Source organism: Pseudomonas sp. GNP013 (assembly GCF_054343995.1).
Genome location: NZ_JBTGUT010000001.1, coordinates 2,769,407 through 2,786,287 on the forward strand (window position 1 = coordinate 2,769,407; position 16,881 = coordinate 2,786,287).

The window sequence follows — 16,881 nt, forward strand, 5'->3', positions numbered from 1 at the left end:
ATTTTCCCCGAAATGCACCTGTCTTTTGTGGGAGCTGGCTTGCCTGCGATGCAGACACTGCGGTGCGTCAGGTACAGCAATGTGAAGCTATCCCAGGCAAGCCAGCGTCCGCCGGGGTCATCACAGGTCTGGAGATAGGGGTTGCCACTTTAAAAATCTCAGTTGTATGATGTCTGGCAAGTTGTCAGACATGTCCGACGACCCTGAACCCAACCCGCACAACAATAATCAGTGGGAGTTCTACCTCGTGACCCCTTCCAGCCCCGCCACAGCTGCGCCTGCCCACGACCCCGTGCTGGCCCGCGCGATCAAGAAAGTGAAGCGCCATGTGCTGCCACTTTTCGTGATCATGTTCATCGTCAATTACATCGACCGCGTCAATATCGGCTTCGTGCGCACCCACATGGAACATGACCTGGGCATCGGCGCCGCGGCCTACGGCCTGGGTGCCGGTCTGTTCTTCATCGGCTACGCGCTGTTCGAAGTGCCCTCCAACCTGCTGCTGCAAAAGGTCGGCGCGCGTATCTGGCTGACCCGCATCATGTTCACCTGGGGCATCACCGCCACCTTGATGGCCTTCATCCAGAACGAAACCCACTTCTACATCCTGCGCTTTCTGCTGGGGGTGGCCGAGGCCGGGTTCTTTCCGGGGGTGATCTATTACTTCACGCGCTGGCTGCCCGGCGTGGAGCGCGGCAAGGCGATTGCGATCTTTCTCAGCGGCTCGGCGCTGGCCTCGCTGATCTCCGGCCCGCTGTCCGGCGTGCTATTGCAAATCACAGGCCTGGGCCTGCACGGCTGGCAATGGATGTACATCATCGAGGGCATGGCGTCGGTGCTGCTGTGCTTTTTCGTGTGGTTCTGGCTCGATTCCAAACCCCACGATGCCAAATGGCTCAGCCGTGAGGAACAGGACGCGCTGGTGGGCGAGATCGACCGCGAGCAACGCGAGCGCGATGCCGCCAACACGGTCAAGCCAACCCTGGGCACCTTGCTCAAGGACCGTCAGATCATGCTGTTCTGCGCCTTGTATTTCTGCATCCAGCTGACCATCTACGCCGCCACCTTCTGGCTGCCGAGCATCATCAAAAAGATGGGCGACCTGAGCGACATCCAGGTGGGCTTCTACAACTCGATTCCGTGGCTGATCTCGATCATCGCGATGTACTCGTTCGCGGCATTGGCCGGCAAATACAAGCACCAGCAGGCCTGGGTGGCCACGGCGCTGTTGATTGCCGCCGCGGGGATGTTCTTTTCCACCACCGGCGGGCCGGTCTTCGCCTTCATCGCCATCTGCTTTGCGGCCATCGGTTTCAAGTCGGCGTCGTCGCTGTTCTGGCCGATTCCCCAGGGCTACCTGGATGCGCGCATCGCAGCGGCGGTGATTGCGCTGATCAACTCCATTGGCAACCTCGGCGGGTTTGTCGCGCCGACCACCTTCGGCTTTCTGGAGCAGACCACCGGGTCGATCCAGGGCGGCCTGTACGGGCTGGCCGGGACGTCGATCCTCGCGGCCATCCTGGTGTTTTTCGCCAAGACCCGCCCCGGCGCCCACGCCGCCAGCGTGCTGCACCCTGCCCCCGCCCTGAGCAAATAAGGAACGCTTCTTCATGAACACAGAACATCAGCACCACGCCAGCAACGCCCCGGTGGTCACCAGCCTGCAAGTGATTCCGGTGGCCGGCCACGACAGCATGCTGCTCAACCTCAGCGGCGCCCACGGGCCGTTCTTTACGCGCAATATCGTGATCCTGCAGGACAGCGCCGGGCATATCGGCGTCGGTGAAGTGCCCGGCGGCGAGCGTATCCGCGAGACCCTGGAAGACGCGCGCAGCCTGGTGATCGGCAAACCTATCGGCCAATACCAGAGCATCCTCAATGCCATGCGCCGCACCTTTGCCACCCGCGACAGCGGCGGACGCGGCCTGCAGACGTTCGACCTGCGCATCACCATCCACGCTGTAACCGCCATGGAAGCCGCGCTGCTCGACCTGCTCGGCCAGTTCCTCGACGTGCCGGTGGCCGCCTTGCTCGGTGAAGGCCAGCAGCGCGACGCGGTGAAGATGCTCGGCTACCTGTTCTACATCGGCGACCGCAGCCGCACCGACCTCGCCTACCGCAGCGAAGCCGACGCCGACGACTGGTTCCGCCTGCGTCACGAGCAGGCCATGACCCCGGACGCCATCGTGCGTCTGGCCGAAGCCGCCAAGGCCAAATACGGTTTCAACGACTTCAAGCTCAAAGGCGGGGTCCTGCGCGGCGCAGAGGAAATCGAAGCGGTGACCGCACTGGCCGAACGCTTCCCCGACGCGCGCATCACCCTGGACCCGAATGGCGCCTGGTCACTCAAGGAAGCCATCGCCCTGTGCCGCGATCAGCACCACGTGCTGGCCTACGCCGAAGACCCGTGCGGCGCGGAAAACGGCTATTCAGGTCGCGAAGTCATGGCTGAATTCCGTCGCGCCACCGGCCTGCCGACCGCGACCAATATGATCGCCACCGACTGGCGCGAAATGGGCCATGCCATCCAGCTGCAATCGGTGGACATTCCCTTGGCCGACCCGCACTTCTGGACCATGCAGGGCTCGGTGCGCGTGGCGCAGATGTGCCACGAGTGGGGCCTCACCTGGGGCTCGCACTCCAACAACCACTTTGATATTTCCCTGGCGATGTTCACCCAGGTGGCGGCGGCGGCGCCGGGCGACATTACCGCAATCGACACCCACTGGATCTGGCAGGACGGCCAGCACCTGACCAAGGCGCCGTTGCAGATTGTCGACGGCCACATCCGAGTACCGGCCAAGCCGGGCCTGGGAGTGGAGATCGACATGGACGCCGTGGCGCATGCCCACGAACTCTACCAAGGCATGGGCCTGGGCGCGCGCAATGACAGCGTCGCCATGCAGTTCCTGATTCCCGGCTGGAGCTTCGACAACAAGCGCCCGTGCCTGGTGCGCTGAACCCTCGTTATCAAGGCCTACGGGGCCTGGGTGACAATGTCCCCAAGCCCCAGCACCCGGCCGTCTTCGGACACGATCTCGACCTTGCGCAGCGGCTTGAGCAGACGCGCATCCAGCACCTGCGTACCGACGTCTTCGGGCTCGGTATGCGCCTCTCCCCACTGGGCCAACGTGACCAGCACCGGCATCAGCGCGCGGCCCTTGTCCGTGAGTTGATAGTCGCTGCGCGCGCCGACTTCGCGGGTTTCCAGCAGGCCTTGCTCGACCATGTCCTTAAGGCGCGTGGCGAGGATATTTTTCGCCACGCCCAGGTGCTTCTGGAAATCACCGAAGCGCGTGACGCCGGCGAATGCATCGCGAATGATCAGCAGCGTCCACCAGTCGCCCACCACATCGAGCGCGCGCGCCACCGGGCAGCCGTTCCCTTCCAGGCATTTGCGTTTCATCGTATCCCTGCGCCTGCGTGAAAAATAAGGTTGCATTATAGGACCCAAACGCACAGGATAAAAATGGTTTCATAATTAAACCCAACTGGCGCGTGGAGCATCTCATGGATATTCGTGGAAAAGTGGTATTGGTGACCGGTGCCAATCGTGGCCTGGGCAAGGCGTTCGTCACTGCGCTGCTGGCCGCAGGCGCGGCCAAGGTGTACGCCGGCGCGCGGGATCCGGGCAGTGTCGAGATTCCCGGCAGCACGCCGATTACTCTGGACATTACCGACCCGGCCAGCGTGCAGCGCGCCGCCGAGCAATGCGGCGACGTCAGTGTACTGATCAATAACGCGGGCTTCTTGAAGTACGGTTCGTTGCTCGCTGAAGACAGCGTCGAAAACCTGCAACAGCACTTTGAAGTGAACACCCTCGGCACCCTGCGCATGAGCCGCGCGTTTGCGCCGATTCTGGCCAGGCAAGGCGGCGGCGCCCTGATCAATATCCTCTCGGTCCTGAGCTGGCTGAGCCCGCCCGGCTCCGGCGGCTACAGCACTTCCAAGTCCGCCCAGTGGGGCCTCACCAACGGCCTGCGTGGCGAACTGCGTGGGCAGAACACGCTGGTCATCGGCGTGCACCCGGCCTACATCGACACCGACATGGTGGCCGATGTGCAGGCGCCGAAAAGCACGCCGGCCGAGGTGGTCGCGGTCACCCTGCAAGCCCTGAGTGAAGACCGCCAGGAAGCGCTGATCAGTGACACGGCGCAGGGGGTAAAAGCCTCGCTGTCCACTGCCAGCCCGGTCTATTTGACGTTCTGACGCAACGCGGCGGCGCTGTCGGATCGCGACAGCGCCGTTACAGGCCGCGCGTGCGCAACCACTGCAAAAAGCCCTTCTTCACCGGCACCACCGGCGCGTCCTCGGTCAACACCTGTGCGGCATGCAGACGAAAATCCAGCAGCGCCTTCATGGCTTCGCCGATGTCGTGACGTGCATCCAGGCACGGTTTGAGGTATTCGTTTTCGATGCGGTACAGGGTGCAAAACGTCTTCGCGGTAAAGTCCGCCAGCGCCGCCTGATCGGACAGAATGCCCGCCTCGCCGATCACCTCCCCCGGCCCCATGCGTCCGGCTTCGAAGGTGTGCCCGGCCTTGGTGAGCATCACCGACACAACGCCGGACTCGACGATAAACAAATGATCGCTGACCTCGCCTGCCGGCAGGATCATCTCGCCGGCACGGTAGGTGTGCAGGGTCATGTTCTGGCTGAAGGTTTCTTTATCTTCCTGGCGCAGCGTAGAGAAAATCGACGAGCGCTCCAGCAACGCGCGCGCGCCGGACATCTCGGCCGGTGCGCTGCTCTCGGTCGACGAGAGCAGGCCCACGCCCGCCGCCTGCAAATGCCGGAACGCCAGGTCGTAAAGCTGGTTGCGCACTTCGCGCTTGAGGGTCATGGCCGGCACGAAACCACTGATTTCATACTCCACGCCGCCGCTGGCGGACGCCTTGAACGCCACGCTCGGCGCGGGTTTGGCCAGCAACGGTCGACAGCCCTGCATGGCGCGCTCCAGCGCATCGATCACGGTTTGCGGACGGGCATGGGGGCTGACCTGCAGGCTGACCGTCAGGCCGAACATGTCCGCCGGGCGCGAGAAGTTGATGATCTTGGCCTTGGCCGCCAGCGAGTTGGGAATCACCGCCAGGCTGCCCTGAGAAGTCTGCAACCGTGTGGCGCGCCAGTCGATATCGGTGACACGGCCTTCGGTGCCGTCGATGGAGATCCAGTCATCCAGTTGATAGGGTTTGGTGGTGTTGAGCACGATCCCGGAAAACACATCGCTCAAGGTGCTTTGCAAGGCCAGGCCGACAATGATCGCCACCGCGCCGGAGGTGGCCAGCACGCCCTTGACCGGCAGGTCGAGCACATAGGCCATGGCGGCGATGATCGCGATCAGGAAAATCACCGCGCCCATCAAGTCCTGCAACAACCGCCCGGTGTGCCCGACCCGCTGCATCATCAACGCGCCGAGCAGCACCGTGAGCGTGCGCGCCGCGAACAGCCACCAACCGATCTGCAAAGCGGTGGCGGCCATATGCAGCGCGGTGTCGTCGGCATAGGGCGCCACCAGCATCGGGTTCATGCCATCGTTGAACAGCACCGCGCTGAACACCGCAAAAATCACCAACCGCGCCGCCAGCTTCCAGTTGGCCAGGTTGGCGGAAATCAGCCGCCACACGGCGATGTCGATCAGGATCAATACCAGTGCGCAGAGCATCGGGTGATCGGCGATAAATGAGGGCATCCAGGCGACTCCAGTGGCAATGACGGGAAGATCGCATGAAATCAAGATGGCGGGTATAGCGCAGCACAAAATGTAGAAGGCTGCGCCAAACCTGTGGCGAGCGGGCTTGCCCTAATGCCGTTCAGTTAAGCGCAGATTCCCTGTGGCGAGCAGGCTTGTCCTGCGTTGGGCTGCGCAGCAGCCCCAAAACCAGGCTCTGCGCAGTGCCAGGCAGACTGCGTTTTCCTTGATTAGGGGGCTGCTTCGCAGCCCAACGCGGGGCAAGCCCGCTCGCCACGACAAGCCCGCTCACCAGAGGGAGGTGGTTGCCTTCTAGGTGGCTGGCCCCCCGCCCACAGGGTCAGGCATCCATCTGGCCGAATTTGCCGGCCTGGAAATCGGCAAACGCCTGATGAATCTCCTGCTCGGTGTTCATCACGAACGGTCCGTGCCCGACAATAGGCTCGTCGATCGGCTCGCCACTGAGCAGCAGCACCATGGCGTCGTCGTCCGACGCCAGTGAAAGCTGCTGGCCGTCACGCTCGAACAGCGCCAGTTGCCCTTGGCGCGCCACCTCTTCGCCATTGATCTGCACCGTCCCGCGCAGGATCACCAGCGCGGTATTGCGCCCGGCATGCAGGTCCAAGGTGACGGCCTTGCCGGCATTCAGGCGCAGGTCCCACACGTCGATGGGCGTGAACGTGCGCGCCGGGCCTTGGGTGCCGGCGAACTCTCCGGCGATCAGGCGCAGCTTGCCGGCGTCGTTGGCCAGTGGCAGCACAGGAATGTCACCGTCGACGATGGTCTGGTAACCGGCATCGGCCATTTTGTCCTTGGCCGGCAGGTTGACCCACAGTTGCACCATCTCCAGCGCCCCGCCGCTGCGGGCGAAGGCATCGGAGTGGAATTCCTCGTGGAGAATGCCCTTGGCCGCCGTCATCCACTGCACGTCGCCGGGGCCGATTTTGCCACCGGCGCCAGTGGAGTCGCGGTGTTCGACCTCGCCGTCGTACACGATGGTCACGGTTTCAAAGCCGCGATGAGGGTGCTGGCCGACGCCGCGCCGCTGCTCGGTCGGCGTGAAATCGGCCGGGCCGGCATGGTCCAGCAGCAGGAACGGGCTGATGTGCTTGCCCAGGTTGTCGTAGGAAAACAGCGTGCGCACCGGGAAGCCGTCGCCGACCCAGTGGCCACGAGGGCTGGTGTAAAGACCGATAAGCTTTTTCATGATGTACCTCCAAAGTGCATACACCTTAAAACCGATAGCAATTGTGCGCTAGACGGTAAAAACAGCGTTGATCGTTCCATGTATGGAACGATACATCAGTGCGCGCTGTTGCGGAGCATCGTATGGGAGACAAGCTCTACTGAAACATCCCACAGCGCCGCCGGATAACCTCTACTCCCCTCCTACTCCGACCTCTGCAAAGTCCTTCGCCTGATCACACAGTGCGAGGGATTGCAGATGGAGTTGCTGGCTAAGGCCCCTGGTTGCGGGGCTGTTTCATGATTCCGGTCATTGCCAAGCTGGTGCTGACGCCAATGGATGCCAAGGCACCGGACGTCGAAAGCGTTTTTCGTGATTTTCGCGATTGCCTGAACACCTTCGACGCATGGGCCGAGAGCTTCTGGAGCGGCTCGGCGCTGGAGCTTGAACAGATCTTCAAGGTCGGCGAAGACATCACGCTGAGTGCACCGGTGTCTTCGCGCACGCCAAGCGCTGTTGTCGCGACCTGCCCCGCCCAGGGTTCGCTGACCCTGGTGCATCTGTTCGAAAGCACTCGCTTCGTGCCCATCGGCGATACGCCGGTGATGGTGCAGGCCATCGCCCCGGATGGCAGCGCTCTGGGCGCCCCGCTCCATCGCACGATAGATGCCAGCGGCAGGCTTGAAATCCCGGAATGCACCCGCGGCCAGCCGTATCAAATTACCTTCTACCCCAATGTTTCCAAAGACCACATCAAGGCGCTGTATGCGTCTTATCAGTCGCTGACCGCCGGGCTGGAAACTCGCCTGCGCGAGGAATGGAAAGACACCTTCCAAGCGCAGTGGACTGAGTTCGCCAAAGTCCCACCCTTAAAGCGCAGCGCCCTGCAGGGCGCCGCCTTCGCGGGCGGTTTGGCCAAAGCCCTCTACAACCTGTGGGACAACATCACGCAGCTGTACGACCTGATCGCCAACCTCAAGGCCAACAGCGAGCAGTTATTGCGCTATGTCTCCCAAAGCGAGCTGGATGAGCTGCTCACACTGGGCAAGGACGCCATCGCCCACGGCCTGCTGGTGCTCAGTGATGAGCCGCTGCTGTTTATCTACCTGTCGGCGATGACCAGCTGGATCCGCCTGCTGCCGCCACCGCAGATGGTTGAGCTGGTGGGCGAAATCACCGGCGAGGTGCTGATCAATCTGTTGCTGATCTGGGCCACGCGGGGCATGGGCGTGAAGATTCGCCTGGGCGTGCAGGTGGTGGGTCATATCAAGTCCGGGCGGGTACGCCGCTGGCTGGAGATGCTCGCCGAGCAGTTGGCGCCGCCGGGGTTGGCGCAGCATGTCGAGACGGCCAAGCCGTTGCTGCTGGGAAGCTCGGCCACGCCGATCAAGACGGTGGCGCCGCTGAAGGTGGGCGAGGAGCTGGTGCCGAACGCCGTGCCGGCGGTGCGCAGCAAGCAGCAGCGCACCGCACTCGTGCACGAATCGCCCGTGGATGACGTGCCGGTTTCGGCGAAAAACCCGGCGGGGGATGCGTCTGCTTCTTCCGATAAAACCGTGACCAACGGCTGCCCGGTGTCGATGGTCACCGGCGAGGAATTGCTCACCCTCACCGACGGCACCTTGGACGGGATTCTGCCGTTTGAGTGGACGCGGGTGTATCGCACCAGTGCGGTGGAAATCGACGTTGGGCTGGGGTTTGGCTGGAGTCATGCCCTGGCGCAGCGGCTGGTGGTGTCCGGCGATTCGGTGGTGTGGACCGACCATGAAAATCGCTCGACCACCCTGCCCTTGCCGACCGTTTCGCGCCCGGCGATCACCAACAGCCTGGCCGAAGCAGCGATCTTCCTGGGCGATTTACCGGATGAACTGGTGCTGGCCCAGGCGTCGCGGTTTTACCACTTTCGTGATGGCGTGCTGGTGTCGATCAGTGATGCGTATGACAACCGGCTGCGCATTTCCCGTGATGTGCTGGGGCGCATTGAACGGCTGGACAACGGCGCCGGGCGCTCGCTGTGGTTGCGCTATGCGCAGGGCCGGATTGGCGCGGTGGACTATCAGGTGCATCGCGCCAAGGGGCGTGAGCCTTACGACTGGGTGACTGAACAGACAGTTGTGTCCTACGCCTACGACGACACAGGCCGACTGGTGTCGGCGACCAATGCCGTAGGTGAATGCGAGGTTTATCGGTACGACGAGCAGCACGTGATTCTGGAACGTGGGCTGGCCGGTGGGGCGAGTTTCTTCTGGGCGTGGGAACGTTCCGGCAAGGCGGCGCGCTGTGTACGGCACTGGGCCAGTTTTGCGCAGATGGACACGCGCTATGTGTGGGGTGATGACGGACGCGTCACCGTGCATAACGCCGATGGCAGTCAGGAAGTGTATGTGCATGACCCGCGGGCGCGGCTGGTGCAACGGGTTGATCCGGATGGCGCTCAACACTTCAAATCCTACGATGAAAAAGGCCGGCTGACGGTTGAGCAGGACCCGCTGGGCGCGGTGACGGCGTATCAGTATGACGATGCTGGGCGGTTGGTGGCGCTGTTTCCGGGGGATGATGAGCCGACGTCCTACGAGCATGACAACGGGTTCGTACGAGTGGTGCGCCGGGGTGAGGCGGTTTGGAAATACGAGCGTAATGAACAAGGCGACGTAACGCGCAGGACTGATCCAGACGGCCACATCACTGACTACAGCTACAACAAACACGGGCAACTGATTGGCGTCTGGTATCCCGATCACAGTTGCCAACGGCTGGTGTGGAATGAGCGCGGGCAACTGCTTGAGGAACAGTTGCCCAATGGCGGGATCAGGCGCTATCGCTATGACGACCTGGGACGGGAGGTTGCCCGCGAGGATGAGCATGGGGCGCTGACCCAATACCAATGGGACAGCGTCGGTCGATTGATTCGGCTGATATTGCCGGACGGTGCATGCAGGGAATACAGCTACAACGCCTACGGAAAAATCACCGCCGAACGCGATGAACTGGGCCACGTCACCCGCTACGAGTATGCCGACGGGCTGCACCTGATCAGTCGACGGTTCAATGCCGATGGCACGCAGGTCCAGTACCGCTACGACAATACTCGGTTGCTGCTGACCGAGATCGAAAACGAGGTGGGCGAGACCTACCGGCTTACCTACCACCCCAACGGCCTGATCCAGCAGGAAATCGGCTTTGACGGCCAGCGTACCGCCTACGTTTATGACCTCAACGGCAATCTGCAGGAAAAGACTGAACATGGCGACGATGGCAGTCAGTTGGTTACCCGCTACGCGCGTGACCACGCCGGACGCCTTGTCAGAAAAACCCTGCCCGATGGCGCCCTTGTTGACTATGCCTACGACCGCCAGGGCAATCTCCTCCACGTCGAAGACGGCCACTGGGCGCTGGCCTACGAATACGATCGACAAAACCGCCTGACCGCCGAGCATCAAGGCTGGGGCACCTTGCGTTATGGCTATGACGCCTGCGGTCAACTGCAGCGCCTGCGCCTGCCGGATAACAACCGCGTCACGTTTAACCACGATAAAGGTGGCCACCTTGCGACGGTTCAGCTCAACGGTGAAGTGCTCACCTCGCATCTATTCAAAGCGGGCAAGGAGCAGCAACGACAGCAAGGCGAATTAATCAGCCACTACCACTACGACGACCAACACCGCCTGCACGCCCACGCCATCACGCAACAGGAAAACCGCCACTACCGCCGCCAATACGACTACGACAAATCCGGCAACCTCGCCCGCATTCTCGATACGCGCAAAGGCGAACACCGCTACGCCTACGACCCGCTCCACCGCCTGACCCGCGCCGACCATTCGCAGGACCTGCAGGAACGCTTCGGCCACAACCCGGCCGGCAACCTGCTGATGCACGACCGCCCCGGCCCGGACATCGTCGCCGGCAATCGCCTGATGATCCAGGGCGACCGGCATTACGACTACGACGCCTTCGGCAACCTGATCCGCGAACGCCGAGGCAAAGGCCACGCACTGGTCACCGAATACCGCTACGACTGTCAGCATCGGCTGATCGCCGTCAAAAAACCCAACGGCCAAACCGCCCACTACCGCTACGACCCCTTTGGCCGCCGCATCAGCAAAACCGTCGATGACAAAACCACCGAGTTCTTCTGGCAAGGCGACAAACTGATCGCCGAACACCACGCCGACCGCCACCGCAGCTACCTCTACGAACCCGACAGCTTCCGGCCTTTAGCCCTGCTGGAAGGCTTCGGTCCCAGCGCCACCCAGCCCTACCACTACCAACTCGACCACCTCGGCACCCCACAGGAACTCACCGCCGCAGACGGCGAAATCGTCTGGTCCGCCCACTACCGCGCCTACGGCCACATCAGCCGCCTCGACGTCGGAAAAGTCGACAACCCGCTGCGCTTTCAAGGTCAATACTTCGACGAAGAAAGCGGCCTGCACTACAACCGTCATCGCTACTACAATCCGGATGTTGGGCGCTATCTGACGCCGGACCCGGTGAAGCTGGCGGGTGGGATCAATGCGTACCGATATGTGCCCAATCCTACGGGGTGGGTGGATCCGTTAGGCTTGAGTTCATGTCCCGGTGACGGTGGATGTAAACCCACCGCAGGGCTCGAAAACCCAATTGGAAAGGCCAAGGTAAACGAGCGACTGCCAACGCTGCCCATGCCGGTAGGAAAAGAGCGACGTGCGCGCATTGACGAGCTAACGGAGGAAAATGCAAAACGGCGCGTGATGGAAATTGAAAAAAAATATGATATGCATACAGTGGCTAAACACGGAAAAGAAATACCCAGCACCGCCATGCAAATGCGTTCAATAGATGGAACAAATCCCGCAAATGGAAAAAAAGGGAAAGTAAACTCCAGTTCTCAATTCAAAAGCTGGAAGGTGCATCTACACGCGCTTAATAAAGCCATCTATAAAATGCAGGGAGCCAATCCCCGCTATACAGAGCATGACGCTTCTGGCAACCCTGTGATCAAAATGGAAATAACAAACTCCGGACACGGTTACAAGCCCAACAAAAAAGACAAAAACAATCCAAAATATATGGAGAATATGAATAACGCTGAGGTCAGATTTGACAAAAATGATATAACTCGACCATTTACCGCGTTCCCATATTGAGATAATCATGTTGAAGTCACCTTTCAGAGACTCACCGTTCACACCAAAAATCTCCTACATTCTAGCCGCTCTATCTATTTACGACCTTGAAGAAACTAAAGGCGAGGCGCTTTGGGCATATGATCCTAACAGCAGTAAAGACCGGGAAATCATAATAAAAAATTATATCCTCGATGACCTTATGTATTTATCTTACAGGCATCGATTTATTCTGATATCGATGCTTAAAGATGCGCTGGATAGTCCGAATTTTGATTTTGCGAAAGAGTTCGAGAGTGACTATGATGAGCACATCACAATAGCTTGGGATGAAACAGAGATAGCCGACCCTAGAGGTTTTTTCGCCGACATCTACCGCTTAGCCCATGAGGTATGGAAGGACGACCTTCATAAAGCCAGCCTCGAAGATCAATCTACATGGTAGAACCAACACAACTTTTCCTGGCACAACTAAGACCCTGTGGCGAGCTCGCCACAGCAACTGACTTTACACAGAGTAGTCTCACAAAAAAGGCTCACTCAACACCGAGTGAGCCCCCCCACTCACCGCTTCGAAAGCTCCATAATCATCCGACTCAACAAATACACCCGCGGCACCACACTCTCCACCTCAGCATATTCCTCCGGCGTATGAATATTGCCCCCCACAATCCCGAATCCATCCAGCGTTGGCGTGCCCACTCCGGCCGACAAACTGGCATCCGCTGCCCCGCCGCTGCCTTCGATGGTCAACTGCTTGCCCAACTCCCCATAAATGCCCTGGGCAATTGCCACCAACTTGTCGGACTCTGCCGTCTGCGGCATTGGCGGCAAGCCGCGTTTGAGCGTGGTGGTCACTTCGGTTTCCGGGATCAGCTTGTTGGCGGATACGCGCACCAGGTCCTTTTCGATCCGATCAAACTCTTCCGGCAATGCTGCGCGTACGTCAGCCTTGGCGGTGGCGTGGTCGGGGATGACGTTGGTGCGGTCGCCGGCGTTGATCACGGTGAAATTGATGGTGGTTTTCTTGTCTTCGTCGCCGAGTTTGCCCAGTTGCAGGATCTGGTGCGCAGCTTCCATGGCAGCGTTGCGTCCCAGTTCCGGGGCGACGCCGGCGTGGGCGGCTTTGCCTTTGACGTCGACCACGGCGGTGGCGCTGCCTTTGCGCCACACCACCAGGCCGTCGGCCGGGCGACCGGGTTCCAGGTTGAGGGTGACGTCGTGGCCCTTGGCGGTTTTGCGGATCAGGTCGGACGCGATATCGGAGCCGGTTTCTTCGCTGGCGTCGAGCAGGAACGTGATTTTTGCGTAGTCCTTGAAGCCCTGGTCTTTGAGGACTTTGAGCGCGTAGATGCCAGCGACGATACCGCCCTTGTCATCCATCACGCCGGGGCCATAGGCGCGTCCGTCCTTGATGTGAAACGGGCGCTCGGCGGCCGAGCCTTCCTTGAATACGGTGTCCATATGCGCCATCAGCAGAATGTTGGCCTTGCCGCTGCCCTTGAGCGTGGCGATCACATGGCTGCTGTTGGCGGCGGCATCCGGGACGCGTTCGATGCTGAAGCCGAGTTGCTTGAGCTCATCGACCGCGATGTCGCTGACTTGTGTCAGGCCTGGCCCATAGCCAGAGCCCGAATCGATGTTCACCAGGCGCTCCAGCAGTTTCAGCGCCTGGCCTTTGTATTGCTCGGCACCCGCCTGAATCTGTTTATGGGGTTCGGCGCTGTAGGCCGGGACTGCGAAGGACAAGGCCAGCGTGACGGCCAGAAGGGTGCGCGGGAAGGTGAAAAGCATAAACCGATCCTTGTTAAGTGCTGGTAGGAAAAGTCACACCCTACCCCACTAGACGGATCGCAACCAACTGCCTTGTACGCAACTGACGCGGTTGCGCCCGCCGCTTTTGGCCTCGTAAAGCGCGAGGTCGGCATCGTTGAGCCACCGGGTGCAATCGGCATGCTCCGCTTGATACGGCGCCAGGCCGATGCTCAAGCTGGCGCGCAAGGTCGGGTCCTGGTCATAGACCAGCGCGTTGAAGCGATCACGCAGGGTATCCATCACGTCGGTGGCACGATTGAGCGGCATGCCCGGCATGATGATGCAGAACTCATCACCCCCGTAACGCCCGGCCAGATCGGTGATACGCAAGTTCTGGCGCAACACTTTGCCCAACTGGCGCAGGACGATATCACCGGTGACGTGGCCGTAGGTGTCGTTGATGAGTTTGAAATGGTCGATGTCAATCAGCGCAATCACCGCGCCCTGCTGCTCCCGGCGACAGCGTTGGAACTCGATCTCCAAATGATCCTTCCACGCGCCATGGTTGAGCAAGCCGGACAGGCTGTCGGTACGGCTCAAGGCCAGCAGTTCGCGCTTATGCCGGGCCAGGGTCCGGGCCTGTCGATAGCAGATCCAGCCCAGCGCCAGCGGGTACAGCATCAGGATTGGCAGGCAGCCATACAGCTGGGCCTGGGTGGTCACGGCGACAAACGCCGGGGCGAACACCAGCAGCGCTGCACAAACGCCCAAGCCCTGCGCGATCCACCCTGCGCACATGAAGCGCGGGCCACCAATGGCGACGTTGTTCATCGTCATCATCGACAGTGTGGTGACGCTGGGCAGCGGATTGAAGTGCATGGCACCGACCCAGAACCCGCCGCAGAAGGAATCGAACAGTAAATTGCGCCGCTCGCTGCGCAGGGTGTGCACCGCCCGCAATGACAATTGAAACGCCACATGGGGCCAGACAAACGCGTTCACCAGCATCCACGCCCACACCCACGGCGATGGATCGAGGGGGTACATGCCAAACAACACGCACACAAAGCCGAGCGTCAGCCCCAGCGCGCGGGATTTATACAAACGGGTAGCGAGCGGAACTCCGTTTCCTCCTGGGGCAGCCATGGTCGCGTGTGATCCTGGATGAATGCCTGGAGTCTATCAGGGTAACGGCCATTAGCCACTAACGCTTATCGGCCGGTCGCTCATGCGCACCGAAGATCGAACGGGAGCCTCTGTGGCGAGCAGGCTTGTCCTAATGCCGTTCAGTTAAGCGCAGATTCCCTGTGGCGAGCAGGCTTGTCCTGCGTTGGGCTGCGCAGCAGCCCCAAAACCAGACGCTGAGCCGTATCAGGTACACCGCGTTTTGCTTGATTGGGGGCGCTTCGCACCCCAACGCGGGGCAAGCCCGCTCGCCACAACAAGCCCGCTCGCCACGACAGGCCCGCTGCCACAGGGATAACGGGTCCATCTCCCCTGTCAGCAGCCACCCGCCAAACGCTCGCGCAAAAACTCGACCAGCGTCTGCACCGGCCTGGAGCTTTGCCGATGCTGCGGGTACACCGCCGACAACGTCAGGGCCTCGGGTGCGAAATCGTCCAGCACCGTCACCAGACGGCCGTCCTTCAACGCTTCGCCGACGATGAACGTCGGCAAATAGGTGATGCCCAGACCTGCGATGGCCGTATCACGCAGCAGGTCGCCGTTGTTCACACGCATGCGCCCGCTGACATTCAGCGCCTGCACCTTGCCTTTGAACCGCCATTGCACCTGGCGACCGTGGCCGTAGGGCAGGCAGTCGTGTTCGGCGAGGTCGTCAGGTTTTTGCGGCGTGCCGCGCAGGGCCAGGTAGTCGGGGCTGGCGCAATACACGCGGGGGATGCTGGCGATGCGGCGGGCGATCAGGGTGGAATCTTCCAGGGTGCCGATACGCAGCACCAGGTCGTAGCCTTCGCCGATCAGGTCGACGGGGCGATCGCTCAAGTCGACCTCCACCGCGACGTGCGGGTAGCGCTGTAAAAACAACGGCAACAGGCAGCCCAGGTGCGCCATGGCAAACGACAACGGCGCACTCAGGCGCAGGGTACCGCGCGGTTCGCTGTTCTGGCCGGCGATGCCCTGCTCCATTTGCTCGACATCGCTGAGCAGGCGCAGGGCGGATTCGTAATAGCGCTGGCCCAGTGGCGTCACGTCCAGGCGCCGCGTGGAGCGGTTGAGCAGACGCACGCCGAGGCGGTCTTCGAGCTGGATCAGCCGACGGCTGACAAATTGCTTGGACAGGCCCAGTTGCTCGGCAGCGGCGGTGAAGCTGCCGGACTCCATCACCTGACAGAACAGGCGCATGTCTTCGAAGGGGTTCATTGTCACTTCTCGGTAGACAGTTGGCAGGTTTATAGCGGTTAACCAGGCACACCACAAAACACATTGTGGGAAGGGGCTGGCCCCCTCCCACAGGCAGCATCGTTCTGTTCTAAACGGATTACTTGGCAGTAAACGCCGAGTAGCTGTTCATCAGGTTGCGGTAGTTGGGGATGCGCGGCGACAACAGGTTGGCCAGGCCTTCCATGTCGTTGCGCCAGTCAACCTGCAGTTCGCAGGCCACGGAGAACCAGTTCACCAGCTGTGCACCGGCGGCGGTCATGCGGGCCCAGGCCGCTTGTTGCACGGTTTCGTTGAAGGTGCCGGAAGCGTCGGTGACCACAAACACTTCGAAGCCTTCAGCGAGGGCACACAGCGTCGGGAAAGCTACGCACACATCCGTGACCACACCCGCGATGATGATCTGCTTGCGCCCGGTGGCTTTCACGGCCTTGACGAAATCCTCGTTGTCCCACGCATTGATCTGGCCTGGACGCGCGATGTACGGCGCGTCCGGGAACAGTTCCTTGAGCTCCGGCACCAGCGGGCCGTTGGGACCGCCTTCGAAGCTGGTGGTGAGGATGGTCGGCAGGTTGAAAAACCTGGCGACGTCGGCCAGGGCCAGCACGTTGTTCTTGAATTCGTTGGGCGAAAAATCCTGTACCAGGGAGATCAGGCCAGTCTGGTGATCCACCAGCAGTACCACGGCATCATCTTTGTTCAAGCGCTTGTAGGTCATGGGTCAACTCCTTCAGGGGGGG

At 61.0% G+C, this 16,881-nt stretch carries 12 protein-coding genes; 5 read left to right on the forward strand and 7 right to left on the reverse strand.

All coding sequences use genetic code 11. The features are described from left to right. Window positions 1-247: 247 nt before the first annotated feature. On the forward strand, window positions 248-1,597 hold the full coding sequence (locus ACXX81_RS12040; RefSeq protein ID WP_458572586.1) for an MFS transporter: 1,350 nt from the start codon (window positions 248-250) through the stop codon (window positions 1,595-1,597). 13 nt (window positions 1,598-1,610) lie between these two features. Next, on the forward strand, window positions 1,611-2,960 hold the full coding sequence (gene gudD / locus ACXX81_RS12045; protein ID WP_458571741.1) for a glucarate dehydratase: 1,350 nt from the start codon (window positions 1,611-1,613) through the stop codon (window positions 2,958-2,960). Window positions 2,961-2,977: 17 nt separating this feature from the next. On the opposite strand, the gene ACXX81_RS12050 is transcribed toward gudD, so the two are convergent. Next, window positions 2,978-3,406 (reverse strand): winged helix-turn-helix transcriptional regulator, encoded by a 429-nt coding sequence (locus ACXX81_RS12050; protein WP_209981311.1) that lies wholly within the window; start codon window positions 3,404-3,406, stop codon window positions 2,978-2,980. Between the two features lie 104 nt (window positions 3,407-3,510). Here ACXX81_RS12050 and ACXX81_RS12055 point away from each other — a divergent pair, with 104 nt between their 5' ends. Beyond that, a complete protein-coding gene (locus ACXX81_RS12055) occupies window positions 3,511-4,209 on the forward strand; it encodes an SDR family oxidoreductase (protein WP_231421834.1) in 699 nt (232 codons plus the stop codon). A 37-nt stretch (window positions 4,210-4,246) separates the two neighbouring features. Here the strand turns inward: ACXX81_RS12055 and ACXX81_RS12060 are convergent, their stop codons facing one another. After that, window positions 4,247-5,692 carry a mechanosensitive ion channel domain-containing protein gene (locus tag ACXX81_RS12060; RefSeq protein WP_458571742.1) on the reverse strand — a complete coding sequence of 482 codons (1,446 nt, stop codon included), beginning with the start codon at window positions 5,690-5,692 and terminating at the stop codon, window positions 4,247-4,249. A 340-nt stretch (window positions 5,693-6,032) separates the two neighbouring features. Beyond that, on the reverse strand, window positions 6,033-6,899 hold the full coding sequence (locus ACXX81_RS12065; protein ID WP_231421833.1) for a pirin family protein: 867 nt from the start codon (window positions 6,897-6,899) through the stop codon (window positions 6,033-6,035). Window positions 6,900-7,177: 278 nt separating this feature from the next. On the opposite strand from ACXX81_RS12065, the gene ACXX81_RS12070 reads away from it, so the two are divergent. Continuing rightward, window positions 7,178-12,007, forward strand: a complete 4,830-nt coding sequence (locus ACXX81_RS12070) for an RHS repeat-associated core domain-containing protein (protein ID WP_458571743.1) — start codon at window positions 7,178-7,180, stop codon at window positions 12,005-12,007. Between the two features lie 7 nt (window positions 12,008-12,014). Continuing rightward, entirely contained in the window at window positions 12,015-12,431 is a 417-nt protein-coding gene (locus tag ACXX81_RS12075) for a hypothetical protein (RefSeq protein WP_458571744.1), read from the forward strand. A gap of 119 nt (window positions 12,432-12,550) precedes the next feature. On the opposite strand, the gene ACXX81_RS12080 is transcribed toward ACXX81_RS12075, so the two are convergent. The 4 genes from ACXX81_RS12080 to ycaC form a co-directional block, all read right to left on the reverse strand. Next, on the reverse strand, window positions 12,551-13,780 hold the full coding sequence (locus tag ACXX81_RS12080; protein WP_231421830.1) for a M20/M25/M40 family metallo-hydrolase: 1,230 nt from the start codon (window positions 13,778-13,780) through the stop codon (window positions 12,551-12,553). Between the two features lie 48 nt (window positions 13,781-13,828). Continuing rightward, window positions 13,829-14,887, reverse strand: coding sequence for a diguanylate cyclase (locus tag ACXX81_RS12085; RefSeq protein WP_231421829.1), 1,059 nt, complete (start codon window positions 14,885-14,887; stop codon window positions 13,829-13,831). Window positions 14,888-15,241: 354 nt separating this feature from the next. Continuing rightward, the gene (locus tag ACXX81_RS12090; RefSeq protein WP_458571745.1) at window positions 15,242-16,123 is read right to left on the reverse strand and encodes a LysR family transcriptional regulator; all 882 of its coding nucleotides are present in this window, start codon (window positions 16,121-16,123) and stop codon (window positions 15,242-15,244) included. 118 nt (window positions 16,124-16,241) lie between these two features. Further along, window positions 16,242-16,859: an isochorismate family cysteine hydrolase YcaC gene (gene ycaC / locus ACXX81_RS12095; RefSeq protein ID WP_209981292.1), complete on the reverse strand. Its 618-nt coding sequence runs from the start codon at window positions 16,857-16,859 to the stop codon at window positions 16,242-16,244. Between the last annotated feature and the right edge of the window lie 22 nt (window positions 16,860-16,881).

What these genes read in the sequence shown, in the direction of transcription:
- gudD (WP_458571741.1), top strand. Translation starts at nt 1,611, where the DNA reads ATGAACACAGAACATCAGCACCACGCCAGCAACGCCCCGGTGGTCACC.
- ACXX81_RS12050 (WP_209981311.1), bottom strand. Translation starts at nt 3,406, where the DNA reads ATGAAACGCAAATGCCTGGAAGGGAACGGCTGCCCGGTGGCGCGCGCG.
- ACXX81_RS12055 (WP_231421834.1), top strand. Translation starts at nt 3,511, where the DNA reads ATGGATATTCGTGGAAAAGTGGTATTGGTGACCGGTGCCAATCGTGGC.
- ACXX81_RS12060 (WP_458571742.1), bottom strand. Translation starts at nt 5,692, where the DNA reads ATGCCCTCATTTATCGCCGATCACCCGATGCTCTGCGCACTGGTATTG.
- ACXX81_RS12065 (WP_231421833.1), bottom strand. Translation starts at nt 6,899, where the DNA reads ATGAAAAAGCTTATCGGTCTTTACACCAGCCCTCGTGGCCACTGGGTC.
- ACXX81_RS12070 (WP_458571743.1), top strand. Translation starts at nt 7,178, where the DNA reads ATGATTCCGGTCATTGCCAAGCTGGTGCTGACGCCAATGGATGCCAAG.
- ACXX81_RS12075 (WP_458571744.1), top strand. Translation starts at nt 12,015, where the DNA reads ATGTTGAAGTCACCTTTCAGAGACTCACCGTTCACACCAAAAATCTCC.
- ACXX81_RS12080 (WP_231421830.1), bottom strand. Translation starts at nt 13,780, where the DNA reads ATGCTTTTCACCTTCCCGCGCACCCTTCTGGCCGTCACGCTGGCCTTG.
- ACXX81_RS12085 (WP_231421829.1), bottom strand. Translation starts at nt 14,887, where the DNA reads ATGGCTGCCCCAGGAGGAAACGGAGTTCCGCTCGCTACCCGTTTGTAT.
- ACXX81_RS12090 (WP_458571745.1), bottom strand. Translation starts at nt 16,123, where the DNA reads ATGAACCCCTTCGAAGACATGCGCCTGTTCTGTCAGGTGATGGAGTCC.
- ycaC (WP_209981292.1), bottom strand. Translation starts at nt 16,859, where the DNA reads ATGACCTACAAGCGCTTGAACAAAGATGATGCCGTGGTACTGCTGGTG.